The following is a 12,682-nucleotide window of genomic DNA, read 5'->3' as shown; positions in this document are numbered from 1 at the left end:
TTAAACCTTGTCAGAAGGGTTCCCAGGTCGCGAACAGGCTGACGGCCGCCAGTACCAGCGCGCCCAGCACCACTTCTGCCTGTGTCATCCTGATAAAAATCTGTTGTTCCCGCCCGGCATCAGGGCGAAAGCGTGGCACAAGAAAATACCGATTCGCCAGCGCAATTGCCACCATCATGATGACCAGCGCACATTTGAACAACAACAGCCGTACATAAGGCGCTTCCCACGGCACGTCTATGCCTACAATAAAGAGCGTATTGATTATCCCGGTCAGCAGCACGCCCGCCACTGCATAATGCCCCACGCGGGAGAAGCGCATCATGGTAAAGATAGCGGCTGGCTGCCAGCGGCCTTTCGCCAGCCGCATACAGAACAGCAGCGGCAGTAAACCGCCCACCCAGGTGGCGGCGCAGAGCAGGTGAAGCGCATGGTTCAGACGATGCAACGCACCCGGCGCGCCACCGTTCATCGCGGCATGTCCCACGCCCGCCAGCAGCACCAGTTGCCCCATCGCGAGCAGTAACAGCCGTGAGCCCTTTTGCGGGGTAAGCCATGCAGCGCCCGCGGTCACAGCGGCCAGCACCATTTGCCACAGCCAGACGCCACCAAACTGCGTGCCCAGCACGCTGCGCCAGACCGCCGGGCGAATGACATCACCCCAGCCGTTGCCCATTAACCCACTTTGCAGGCCGAACATCAGCAGAGCAGCCATCAGGCTGATTAAGGCCGCGATATTCTGCTGGCGCTGGAAACGCTGCGTCATGAGGCGCTGCAACGAAGACGGTGCAAACCAGACACTGTATAGCGCGTTGCCGAACAGTAGTATCAGCGCAACAAAATGGATAAAGCGAAACGCTACGTAGCTCAGGGCCAGCATACTATTTCACGCTAAAGTGATAGCTGCCCTTGGTTTTGTGGCCGTCCACGGAGACCACATGCCAGTCCACCGTATAGGTGCCGGTCGTCAACGGTTTCTCAAGAGGAACAATCAGCTTTGCGTTATCCTTCTCGTCACGCTTCACCCCGCCGGTCTGGATTTTGTGCTGCTGCGCGTCCGTCACCACGACGCCGCTGAAGGCAGGTTCAATGCCTTCCGAGAAATTCAGGGTAATGACGTCGGGTGCCGTCGCGACGGTATTTTCCTGCGGGGATTGTTGCTTAAGGTGCGCATGGGCCAGAGCTGATGGCGCGATTGCCGAAGAGAGCAGAAACACCAGCGCACACGCGACGCGGGAAGGGGTAAAGTGCATCACAATCATTCCTTTTCGTTATGCCTGAATGCTAAAGAATAACTCTGTATAATTTACGAGTCGAGGAACATCCTTTACTCCCTTGTCATCGTTGAACAATCGCGGTAACGTTGCCGCCGCAGAAAAAGGAGAAGGAAATGAACGTTAACCTGGCCGCCCTTCCTCAGGACGAGATGGACAAAGTGAATGTCGATCTCGCCGCCGCGGGGGTCGCATTCAAAGAGCGTTACAACATGCCCGTCGTGGCTGAAGTGGTAGAGCGTGAACAACCCGCGCATCTGCGCGACTGGTTCCGCGAACGTCTTATTGCGCATCGCCTCGCCTCCGTTAATCTCTCGCGCCTGCCGTACGAACCTAAAGTTAAATAAGCTTAACGTCCCGTTACACTTCCTTACGCGTTATGTGGCAGGATAAGAAAACCCTGATAAATTTAGGTGTAATCTTAAAATCCCAGCGACTTAGTGTATAAGGAAGTCACGATGTCACGATGGACTATTGCCGCGGCTCAGTATGCTCCGCGGCACAACTGTGTTGATGAGCACGTAAAACATCACCTGCACTTTATTGCCGAGGCTGCCTCGCATGGGTGCGATTTAGTCGTCTTTCCGGAGCTTTCGCTTACCGGCCCTGGCGGAACAACCTTACCCCCACCCCCCGACGATTTGCAGCTTGCCCCCCTCCTTCACGCGGCGCAGTCACGTTTCATCACGGTGATTGCCGGTATTACGCTCCAGCAACAGAAAGGACTCGCGCTTTTCACCCCTAACCTGTCGACCATCCGGCGTTATCCGCAGGGTAACGGTGCGGGTGTTATTCCTGGCAATAAACGGTTAACCATCGTTGATAATCAGGCTGACGCCCCGGAACTGGACCCAGAGGCAACGCTGTTCACCAGCAGCCTGGCGGTGGGTGAGCAACGCTGGCGGCAATCCATCAGTTCGTTACAACGCTTCGCGCATAAGTACGCCATCGCGGTATTAATGGCGAACGCGCGCAGCGGTAGCGCGTTATGGGATGAAAAAGGTCAGCTGATCGTGCGTGCCGATAAGGGAGAGTTGCTGTTAACCGGTTCTTTGGGCCGACAGGGTTGGCAAGGGGATATCATTCCATTAGGCTAGGCATTTTAGGATCAGGAGCGATCAATGCTGCGCGTTATCGATACCGAAACCTGCGATTTGCAGGGTGGAATTGTGGAAGTCGCCTCTGTCGACGTGGTTGACGGAAAGATAGTCAATCCAATGAGCCACCTGGTGCGCCCGGACCGTCCCATCAGTGCGCAGGCGATGGCAATTCATCGCATTACGGAATCGATGGTGGCGGATAAGCCGTGGATTGAAGAGATCATCCCTCTTTATCACGGTAGCCAGTGGTATGTCGCCCATAACGCCAGCTTTGACCGCCGCGTGCTGCCGGAGATGCCCGGTGAATGGATTTGCACCATGAAGCTGGCGCGCCGTCTGTGGCCGGGGATCAAATACAGCAATATGGCGCTGTATAAGTCGCGCAAACTAAGCGTGCGGACGCCGGAAGGGCTGCATCATCACCGCGCCCTCTATGACTGCTACATCACCGCAGCGCTCCTGATTGATATCATGAATACTTCCGGATGGACGCCGGACGATATGGCGACCATTACCGGCCGCCCCGCCCTACTGACCACCTTCACGTTCGGTAAATATCGTGGAAAACCGGTATCGGAAGTGGCGGACAACGATCCGGGCTATCTGCGCTGGCTGTACAACAACCTCGACAGAATGAGCCCGGAACTGCGCCTGACGCTGAAGCATTATTTAGGCGAAGCCTGAGTTCCCGCGCGGCCTGGCAGCGTATCCTGCGCCAGGCCAATCAAAAAGGCGTACTCCAGCGCCACCCCTTCATAGGATTTAAATCGCCCTGATTTCCCTCCGTGCCCCGAGTCCATATCGGTACACAGCAGCAGCAGATTATCGTCAGTTTTTAGCTCACGCAGCTTCGCCACCCATTTCGCGGGCTCCCAGTACTGCACCTGGGAATCGTGCAGGCCGGTGGTCACCAGCATATGCGGATAGGCTTTCGCCTCGACGTTATCGTACGGGCTGTACTCTTTCATGTAACGGTAATAGGTTTCATCCTGCGGGTTCCCCCACTCCTCAAACTCCCCGGTGGTCAGCGGAATGGTTTCGTCCAGCATGGTCGTCACCACGTCCACAAACGGCACCTGAGCGATAACGCCTTTAAACAGTTCAGGCCGCTGGTTTACCACGGCTCCCATTAACATGCCTCCGGCGCTGCCCCCCATGCCAAAGCAGAGTTGCGGATCGCCATAACCCTGCGCGATCAGCGCATCGCAGACATCAAGGTAGTCATTGAAGGTATTTTTCTTTTTGAGAAATTTTCCGTCTTCATACCAGTGCTGACCCAGCTCGCCGCCGCCGCGAATATGGGCAATCGCATAAACAAAACCGCGGTCGAGCAGGCTCAGCCTGCTGCTGCTGAAATCGGCGTCCATGCTGGATCCGTAGGAGCCGTAACCGTAGATGAGGATGGGGTTTTTACCTTTGTTGAAGTGATCCTTGTGGTAGACGAGAGACACGGGGACTTCAACGCCGTCGCGCGCGGTCACCCACAGGTGTTCACTGCGATAATTTTCCGACTCAAATCCCCGGACCTCAGCCTGTTTAATCACCTGACGCTGCCCGGTGTCCATATCCAGCTCAAACAACGTGTCCGGGGTAGTCATTGACGAATAGCCGTACCGCAGGCGGGACGATTCCGGTTCCGGGTTAAAGCCGATCCACGTCACGTAAGCCGGGTCATCGAACGCAATGCCCACCACTTCGCGGGTTTTGCGGTTGATTTGGCGGATACTGGTCAGTCCGCGCTGACGCTCTTCCACCACCAGCCAGTCGGTAAACAGGGTGAACCCCTCCAGCATCACCTGATCGCGCGCAGGAATTAACACTTCCCACTTCCGTTCATCGCGCACTTTGGTTTTATAAAGGCCAAAGTTTTTGCCCTCGCGGTTCGAACGCAGGTAAAAGCTGTGCTGGAAGTGATCCAGACTGTACTCATGATCTTTACGGCGCGGCAGGAAGCACAGCGGCTGGGCATCCGGCAGTTCGGCATCCAGCAGCAGCACCTCAGAGGTGGTGGCGCTGGCAAGGAAGATAATCACGTAGTGGCGAGACGAGGTTTTATGCAGGCTGACGTAGAACGTCTCGTCTTTTTCTTCATACACAAGCTCATCATCGGCGGAATCGGTCCCCACCGTATGACGCCAGACCTGATAAGGTAGCAGCGTTGAGGCATGCTTTTTAACGTAGTAGACCGTTTCTGAATCGTTACCCCAGACGAAATCGGGGGAGACATTATCCAGCATTTCGGGATACCAGTTTCCCGTTTCAAGATTGCGGAAACGCAAACCGTACTGGCGGCGGGAGAGGTAATCCTCAGCCAGCGCCATAATGGCGTTATCGGGGGAAATGGACATGCCGCCCAGCGTATAAAACTCACTGTGGGCAGCACGTTTGTTAGCATCCAGCAGGATCTCCCATTCGTCCCACTCGGCGCTTAGCACAGACTGGCGCTGGTAGATGGGATATTCGTTTCCCGGCTCATAAATATGGCGATAGCGATAACCGTTTTTGCACCACGGGGCAGAGACATCACGCTGGGGGATACGCTGCACCATTTCGTTCAGGAGCTGATCCTGAAGCGCCTGCTGGCTGGCCATGACCTGGCGGCCATAGTCGTTTTCCTCGTGCAGATAGTCGAGCACCTCTGGCCGGGAACGGGAATCGTCCCGCAGCCAGTAGTAGTTATCGATACGCGTATCGCCATGCGTGGTGATCGCATAAGGAGTACGTCGGGCTTTTGGAGGCATGGCATTCTTACTTTTTCGTTTTACATCCTATAAGGTTGGCAAAACACGCGTATGATGCAAGCGAAACATGGCCTTCTAGCCCGCGAGGGTCTGCTTCTGCTGCTGAATATCCTGCTCAATTCCCTCACGAACGTCCTGTGGGATCTTCAGCGCATCACCCAGGGCGTTCAGGTAGCTGCGCTCCATAAAGTGATCGATATCGATGGCAGCACAGCTCAGAAAATAGAGTTCCAGCGCCTCTTCTTCGTTTTTCACACTTTGCGCCAGCCGCTGCGGATCGAGCGGCTGTTCGATGGCCTGCGCCACCAGCGCCCTGCCCTGCTCCTCAACGCCCGCTTCCCGCATCTGCTGTTCAATCGCGGCACGTTCACTGGCATCAATATGTCCGTCGCTCTTGGCTGCAAAGACCAGGGCGAGGATCAGGCGCTCGGTACGTAAATCTAACGGCGAAACCTGCTTCCCGTACTGCGGTTCATCCTGATGCGCGTTGCGCACCTTGTCTTTGTATTTGTTCCATAAGACGGAGCCTGCAATAGCCCCTCCGCCCGCCAGCAGCGCGCCGGTACCGTATTTGGTAAGCAGTTTCCGCGATGATTTATTGGCAACCAGCAAACCGGCCAGCCCGCCGAGCGCACCCGGCACAAGCAGCTTGCTCAGACCCTGCTCGCCGGACGACGAGCCTTTTTGTCCCAACAGGGATTGCAGTTGATTCATCCAGCCTGACATATTTTTCCTCACGTAACAGTGCATAACCTTCACAGCCTAAGCGAGCGGGTGTCAGGAAATGTCTGTCAGTGCTAAAGAAGCGCAAATTTCTCCCCTGTCCGGGTTATCCCTATACAAGACATACGCAAACGTTTTCGTTTATACTGCCCGCATCTTTTTCAGGGGGATTTTTATGACTCGTTTAGGAACTGCGCTGCGTCCTGCCGCGACGCGCGTCATGCTGTTGGGATCGGGTGAACTGGGTAAAGAAGTGGCCATTGAATGCCAGCGTTTGGGTGTGGAAGTGATTGCGGTGGACCGTTATGCGAATGCGCCCGCCATGCACGTCGCGCATCGCTCGCACGTCATCGATATGCTTGACGGTAATGCCCTGCGGGCGTTAATTGCCGACGAAAAACCGGATTTCGTGGTACCTGAAATTGAGGCCATTGCCACTGAGATGTTGGTTGCCCTTGAACAGGAAGGCCAGCGCGTGGTGCCCTGTGCCACAGCGGCAAAACTGACCATGAACCGGGAAGGCATTCGTCGCCTGGCGGCAGAAGAATTACAGCTCCCGACCTCCAGCTACCGTTTTGCCGGGGATAAAGCTGCGTTTCTCCAGGCCGTAGAGGAGATTGGCTACCCGTGCATCATTAAGCCGGTAATGAGCTCCTCTGGCAAAGGGCAGAGCTTTATCCGCGACAGCAGCACGCTGGACAAGGCCTGGGACTATGCCCAGCAGGGCGGCCGTGCCGGTGCCGGGCGCGTCATCGTAGAAGGCGTGGTGAAATTTGATTTTGAAATTACCCTGCTCACCGTCAGCGCCGTGGACGGTGTTTATTTCTGCGACCCGATTGGTCATCGCCAGGAAGACGGCGATTATCGCGAATCCTGGCAGCCGCAGCGAATGAGCGCGCTGGCGCTGGCACGCGCGCAGGAGATCGCCCGCAAAACGGTGCTGGCGCTGGGCGGCTACGGCCTGTTCGGCGTGGAGTTGTTTGTTTGCGACGACGAGGTGATCTTCAGTGAAGTCTCCCCTCGCCCGCACGATACCGGGATGGTCACGCTGATTTCGCAGGATCTCTCTGAGTTCGCGCTGCACGTACGTGCTTTCCTCGGCCTGCCGGTTGGCGGCATCCGTCAGTACGGCCCGGCAGCCTCGGCGGTGATCCTGCCGCAGCTGACCAGCCAGAATGTCACCTTTGATAACGTCGAAGGTGCGGTAGGCGCAGGCTTGCAGGTTCGGCTGTTCGGCAAACCGGAGATCGACGGAAGCCGTCGTCTGGGCGTGGCATTAGCGACCGGGGAAAACGTGGACGAAGCCGTCGCGAGAGCGAAAAAAGCGGCCACTGCGGTGAAAGTGACAGGGTAAATAACTAAAGGCTGGTCAAGTAAGCGACCAGCCACATAGCATGATTAACGTAGTTTCGTTTCTATCGCTTCCATTCGTATTCCATGTCCTCGTAGGCTTCATTCGTTTTCGAGATGAAAACAAAACTACCGAGGCCTATAAAAATAACGAAGGGAATGATTATGCTCGCAATCAGTTCCCAGATTGCTGGCGGATCGTTTTGCGCCAGGAAACTGATACGATAGGCAATGAGGGATAACACGCAGAATAAAGCCGCCATCCCCGCAGGATAAAGGGGATTACTCCAGTTACACCAGGTAAGTTTTTTTGGGATAGCTGTCTTCAGGGAGGAAAGCGCAGTAATACAAAATTTGTTTTTGTCTGAATATGCTACCAGTTGCTCCCCCTGGGCATATTTTACCGCATCCGCCGCAAATGCCAGAGCCAGCCACCGATACCCGGCACTCTTTGCGCCCAGAGAGGGATCGATATCCAGCCGTTCCACCGTGAGCGCTTTTTTGTCCAGTGCCTGCATTAATGGATATTTTTCGATACGGGACAGCCCGGTATACCAGAGATTTTTCGGCGTAAGTACCGAACCCGTCTCAAGGAAGACCGCCATTTTGTCCTCTACATCGGTCACATCAGACATAGGCTGATATAAATATACCGGTTTTTCGCCCTCCTCCCGGACATAATGACTGGTCAGCAGGAATGCACATGCATTTTCCATGCTCTTTGATTCGCCGCTTTCTTCATGTAAATCAACGATAACAATCAGCCGGTTTTCAACTCTGTAATCAGATAAGTTCATCCATTGGCTAACGATCGCGTAGTCAGGGCATTCTGTGCTGTACTCAATTTTACACGTGCTGGCCGTTTCAATACCCAACCGCTCCAGAGTGCGTCTCAGTTCATCAATGCAGGATCCACTCCCTCCGCGAACCCAGACAACGGTTTCAAAAATACGGTAGTTATAGCCCTTCAATTTTTCTGCCATCGGGTCCAGTAAGCGGTAAAACATCTGTTCATTCCTGGTCTGGTCGAAGCGATCTTCCAGCTGAATGTTAACCGGCGTTTTCGGTGCCAGCGGAAATTCGCCTTCCAGTTTCAACATATTCAGCGCGGGTTGCTCCAGGGGGGTTATTGAAGACCATGCTGCGATAGCCATATTTTTCCGCGCATACGCCTTTAAATTAATCTCCTGCTCTTTTGCTATGAATTTTCGGGTTTCAGCATAATGAATGTTGGCGTCATGAAATATGAAACTTGTAAAAACTAACAACGACACAACACAGATGGGCAGAATAACTGAAGGCACAAAAAAGAGAGCCGTAACGTGTTCCTGTTCAGGCCAGGTTAGAGCCCGGATCGCGAGGCCCATTGCGACGGCTATCACATAGAGGAAAACAATCATGACGACTGGCACAGTGGAATTCGGGTCTGGCTGTTTTTTGTATATAGGGGATCCCAGAAAGTACGGCGCGATAGTGTTCAGCACGGCTGCCGCGGATAATCATCGCAGTTATCACAAACCCGGACTTAAACCCGTCAGGTACAGGCCCTGCAGGATAAAACATTATGCCTGGCTGAAGCTCGGGATCGCTGGTTGTCGCCCCCAGAACACTCTGTCCGTTCAACAGGCGTTCATAACGCAGACGAGCGTAAAATGCGGCGGTTTCCGCCTCTTCATCGTGAAAATCCCCCGCAGCAAGATAGTGATCGGCATAGTGATAGTGTTGGCCTGTCGTTACACCTTCGGGAATATCGCTCGTTTTAATGGTCTTATCCGTCTGCGGCGATTGCGGGTCACGGTAGTTATAGGTGCGAACCAACACATTTTTTGGGATCAGGCCGTGCTGCTCCTCCAGATCGGTGATGTATTCGTTATAACTGGTCATGCCTGAATGTCGGACATAAGGCATCTGTTTGTCGCTGAAGTTGTAACGACGCGCAGAATCCCCAAAAATAACGACGGTTTCCGTTTTCACTTTGTTGTGATTCTCAAAACGGAACCAGATCCCTATCTCTGCCAGCAGCCGACGGATGAACCGCAAATCGGTTTCTTTCCACTGAACGATCATTTCCCGTCGTGGATAGCTGTGGCTCAGTTGCTCAAAATCAATGTTGTAGCCGTCAAAGTGACCACTGTCCTTCATCAGCTTTGTAACGAGCTCCGGGACTGTCATGTTCATGTAAACCGCAGAACGGTAATTTTGATCCAGCAGCGCCAGCTCATGCTCCAGCACGCATTCATACAGTGCTTCGTCACCTGAAGACATCAGCCGGGAAAATTGGGTGATCGTGCCATTAATCTGGCGAACCGGCAGCCAGGAGGTTTGCCCATGCCATGAGGCTTCCAGATTGGGTGCACGCAGAATAAACTCAGCCCTTTGATTAAGAACAGCATTAATGGCAATGTTTTGATCCGGACTGGTAAAGCGAATGGTATAGCGATAAGGCTCGCTTAATATCTCTTTTCCTGTAAAAGAATGAACATCAGAAATAACATTTTTGCCACGCGGGAAATACAATAAATATCTGTTTAACGTGTCCCACCGTTGAGCCACCTCAGATTCCCCTGACATTATTATTTATCCTTTTAACAAACATTCCGTTTATTAAAAACAATACACCTATCGTTCTCCTATTAAAATACCCAACCTCAAGTTGAATTGACTCAAAGGAAGTAATATTATTCACAGAATAAATAAAAAGAGCCCAGGCAATTTCATCACAGATAAATTAAGGATGAATTATTCATCAAATATATAAGTGAGGGATTATTTAATAATGAAGAATGATACGCCTGGGGGTTAGGGATATTAAAAATGTTTGTGGGAAGAAGAACTTATACATGCTGGTCACATAAAGTGACCAGCATCAGGCCAGAGGGCCTGCTTTATGCATTGAGCATTTGTTACTGTTTCGCGCCTTCTACCGCTTCGCGAGCCAGTTTAGTAATGCGATCCCAGTCGCCTGCTTCCAGCGCATCCGCCGGAACCAGCCAGGAGCCACCGATGCACAGCACGCTTTTCAGCGCCAGGTAGTCGCGGTAGTTGGCCGGAGAGATGCCACCCGTTGGGCAGAAACGCACCTGGGAGAACGGGCCTGCAATCGCCTGCAACGCTTTGGTGCCGCCGTTCGCTTCAGCCGGGAAGAATTTAAACTCTTTCAGGCCGTAGTCCATGCCCAGCATCAGTTCAGAAACGGTGCTGATACCCGGGATCAGCGGAATAGTACCTTCGGTTGCGGCTTTCAGCAGCGGCTCGGTCAGGCCCGGGCTGATGGCAAACTGTGCGCCCGCTTCGGTCACTTCCGCCAGCTGCTGCGCATTCAGAACCGTACCAGCACCGATGATCGCTTCCGGCACTTCTTTGGCGATAGCGCGAATCGCATCCATCGCACAGGCAGTACGCAGGGTCACTTCCAGAACACGAACGCCACCCGCAACCAGCGCCTTCGCCATTGGGACAGCGTGCTCCAGTTTGTTTACCACAATAACCGGCACGACAGGGCCAGTAGTCAGGATTGCTTCTGCACTTGTTTTCCAGTTTTTCATCAGAGTTTTCTCTCGCCAGATCGTTAAAATCAAGTCGTCTTAAAACGTAATACAGGTTGCGCCCTGCTCCGCACCGGAGAGTTTCTCACGCAACGCACCAAACATTTCGCGTCCGGTACCCACGCGGGATGCGCTCAGGTCAGGAATATGTGGCTGACGCGCCGCCAGCTCTGCTTCGTCCACCAGCAGGGTTAACTCGCCTGTCTGACCGTTAACGCGGATCATGTCTCCATCATGGACTTTCGCCAGCAGGCCGCCGTCGTAGGCTTCCGGGGTGACATGAATCGCTGAAGGCACTTTACCGGATGCCCCCGAGAGGCGTCCATCGGTAACCAGCGCAATTTTGAAACGGCGGTCCAATAATACACCAAGCGGCGGCATAAGTTTATGTAATTCTGGCATCCCGTTCGCTTTTGGTCCCTGATGACGCACCACGACTACGCAGTCTTTATCAAGCAGACCCGCGTCGAAGGCAGGTAAAACGTCGTGCTGGCTTTCAAACACCACCGCCGGGGCTTCGATAACCTGATTCTCTTCCGGCACGGCAGAGGTTTTCATTACGGCACGCCCAAGGTTACCGCTCAGCACTTTGGTGCCGCCGTGAGGAGAGAACGGCTGTTCGAAGGTCGCGATAACCTGAGGATCGAGCGAGTTGCTCGCCCCCTCGCGCCAGTCCAGCTCACCGTTGTTCAGCCACGGCTCAAGGGTATAGCGATGCAGGCCAAAGCCCGCCACCGTGTTGACATCCTCATGCAGCAGGCCGCCTTTCAGCAGCTCGCGCATCAGCACCGGCACGCCGCCCGCGGCCTGGAAATGGTTAATGTCCGCCGGACCGTTCGGGTACAGACGCGCCATCAGCGGTACCACGGAGGAGATATCGGAGAAGTCATCCCAGTTGATCAGAATGCCCGCCGCGCGCGCCATCGCGACAAGGTGCATGGTATGGTTGGTTGAACCGCCGGTCGCCAGCAGGGCGACGATCCCGTTGACGATGACTTTTTCATCGACCATTTTGCCCATTGGCATCCACTCGTTGCCGTTACCGGTCAGACGCGTCACCTGACGGGCTGCGGCTTCGGTCAGCGCTTTACGCAGTGGCGCATCCGGCTGGATGAACGACGAGCCCGGTAGCTGCATCCCCATAAACTCCACCACCATCTGGTTGGTGTTGGCCGTACCGTAGAACGTACAGGTGCCCGGCGCGTGATAGGACGCGGCTTCCGCTTCCAGCAGCGCCTGACGGTCCGCTTTTCCTTCGGCATACAGCTGGCGGATACGGACTTTTTCCTTGTTTGGCAGACCGCTTGCCATCGGGCCTGACGGCACAAAAATCGCTGGCAGATGGCCAAACGACAGCGCGGCCATCACCAGCCCCGGGACGATTTTGTCGCATACGCCCAGGTAGAGCGCGCCATCAAACATATTGTGAGAGAGGCCCACTGCCGCCGACATGGCGATCACTTCGCGGCTCAACAGAGACAGCTCCATACCGTCCTGTCCCTGAGTCACGCCATCACACATGGCCGGCACGCCGCCTGCAACCTGGCCCACCGCGTTCACGCTGTGCAGCGCATTGCGGATGATAGACGGGTAAACCTCATACGGCTGGTGGGCTGAAAGCATGTCGTTATAGGAGGTAATGATGGCGATATTGTTACGCAGCATGCTTTTCAGCGCGTCTTTATCACCAGGCTGGCAGGCGGCAAAGCCGTGGGCCAGATTCCCGCAGGCCAGCTGTGAGCGATGGACCGTTTCACTCTTCGCCTGTTCGATGCGGGCAAGGTAGGCAGCACGGGTCTCTTTCGAGCGTTCAACGATGCGTTGTGTTACGCGTAACAATGTCGGATTCATAAAAGCTCCTCTAATTTATCTGTCCAGGCTCGGGAGTTTACACAGTTTCTGACGGTTGTTAACAACGCTGAAACGCCTGATATCCGGAGCGCAGGGGC

General features: G+C 54.4%; 12 protein-coding genes. 4 read left to right on the top strand and 8 right to left on the bottom strand.

Features of this window, described 5'->3' with window-relative positions; translation table 11 throughout:
- Positions 1-10: 10 nt before the first annotated feature.
- Together copD and yobA are read right to left on the bottom strand one after the other, a co-directional pair.
- Positions 11-880: a copper homeostasis membrane protein CopD gene (copD, locus tag ACNQ0T_RS01135; RefSeq protein WP_023300432.1), complete on the bottom strand. Its 870-nt coding sequence runs from the start codon at positions 878-880 to the stop codon at positions 11-13.
- 1 nt (position 881) lies between these two features.
- Positions 882-1,253: a CopC domain-containing protein YobA gene (gene yobA, locus ACNQ0T_RS01130; RefSeq protein ID WP_058646906.1), complete on the bottom strand. Its 372-nt coding sequence runs from the start codon at positions 1,251-1,253 to the stop codon at positions 882-884.
- A 137-nt stretch (positions 1,254-1,390) separates the two neighbouring features.
- On the opposite strand from yobA, the gene ACNQ0T_RS01125 reads away from it, so the two are divergent.
- The 3 genes from ACNQ0T_RS01125 (at position 1,391) to exoX (ending at position 3,058) form a co-directional block, all read left to right on the top strand.
- Complete coding sequence (locus tag ACNQ0T_RS01125; protein ID WP_003859784.1) at positions 1,391-1,621, top strand: DNA polymerase III subunit theta; 231 nt, start codon at positions 1,391-1,393, stop codon at positions 1,619-1,621.
- Between the two features lie 111 nt (positions 1,622-1,732).
- Entirely contained in the window at positions 1,733-2,371 is a 639-nt protein-coding gene (locus ACNQ0T_RS01120) for a nitrilase-related carbon-nitrogen hydrolase (RefSeq protein WP_023300434.1), read from the top strand.
- A gap of 24 nt (positions 2,372-2,395) precedes the next feature.
- Positions 2,396-3,058 (top strand): exodeoxyribonuclease X, encoded by a 663-nt coding sequence (gene exoX / locus ACNQ0T_RS01115; protein WP_022648468.1) that lies wholly within the window; start codon positions 2,396-2,398, stop codon positions 3,056-3,058.
- Here exoX and ptrB read toward each other — a convergent pair.
- Entirely contained in the window at positions 3,040-5,115 is a 2,076-nt protein-coding gene (gene ptrB, locus ACNQ0T_RS01110; protein WP_063150087.1) for an oligopeptidase B, read from the bottom strand. The genes exoX and ptrB overlap by 19 nt on opposite strands.
- Positions 5,116-5,190: 75 nt before the next feature.
- Entirely contained in the window at positions 5,191-5,841 is a 651-nt protein-coding gene (locus ACNQ0T_RS01105) for a tellurite resistance TerB family protein (protein ID WP_022648470.1), read from the bottom strand.
- Positions 5,842-6,013: 172 nt separating this feature from the next.
- Between ACNQ0T_RS01105 and purT the strand changes: the two genes are divergently transcribed.
- Positions 6,014-7,192 (top strand): formate-dependent phosphoribosylglycinamide formyltransferase, encoded by a 1,179-nt coding sequence (gene purT / locus ACNQ0T_RS01100; protein ID WP_417929407.1) that lies wholly within the window; start codon positions 6,014-6,016, stop codon positions 7,190-7,192.
- 61 nt (positions 7,193-7,253) lie between these two features.
- Here purT and ACNQ0T_RS01095 read toward each other — a convergent pair whose 3' ends face one another.
- The 4 genes from ACNQ0T_RS01095 to edd all read right to left on the bottom strand — a co-directional run bounded on the left by ACNQ0T_RS01095 (position 7,254) and on the right by edd (position 12,584).
- The gene (locus ACNQ0T_RS01095) at positions 7,254-8,600 is read right to left on the bottom strand and encodes a hypothetical protein (protein WP_417929406.1); all 1,347 of its coding nucleotides are present in this window, start codon (positions 8,598-8,600) and stop codon (positions 7,254-7,256) included.
- Positions 8,521-9,759: a type VI secretion system Vgr family protein gene (locus tag ACNQ0T_RS01090; protein WP_417929404.1), complete on the bottom strand. Its 1,239-nt coding sequence runs from the start codon at positions 9,757-9,759 to the stop codon at positions 8,521-8,523. The genes ACNQ0T_RS01095 and ACNQ0T_RS01090 overlap by 80 nt, the downstream gene beginning before the upstream one ends.
- Positions 9,760-10,091: 332 nt before the next feature.
- A complete protein-coding gene (kdgA, locus tag ACNQ0T_RS01085) occupies positions 10,092-10,733 on the bottom strand; it encodes a bifunctional 4-hydroxy-2-oxoglutarate aldolase/2-dehydro-3-deoxy-phosphogluconate aldolase (RefSeq protein ID WP_023300441.1) in 642 nt (213 codons plus the stop codon).
- A 39-nt stretch (positions 10,734-10,772) separates the two neighbouring features.
- The gene (gene edd / locus ACNQ0T_RS01080) at positions 10,773-12,584 is read right to left on the bottom strand and encodes a phosphogluconate dehydratase (RefSeq protein WP_038416268.1); all 1,812 of its coding nucleotides are present in this window, start codon (positions 12,582-12,584) and stop codon (positions 10,773-10,775) included.
- Positions 12,585-12,682: the final 98 nt, after the last annotated feature.

The organism is Enterobacter cloacae complex sp.6700776, from assembly GCF_048284255.1.
Lineage (GTDB): Bacteria > Pseudomonadota > Gammaproteobacteria > Enterobacterales > Enterobacteriaceae > Enterobacter > Enterobacter intestinihominis.
Note: the sequence above shows the minus strand (reverse complement) of the source record. Positions and strands in the feature narration are given on the sequence as shown.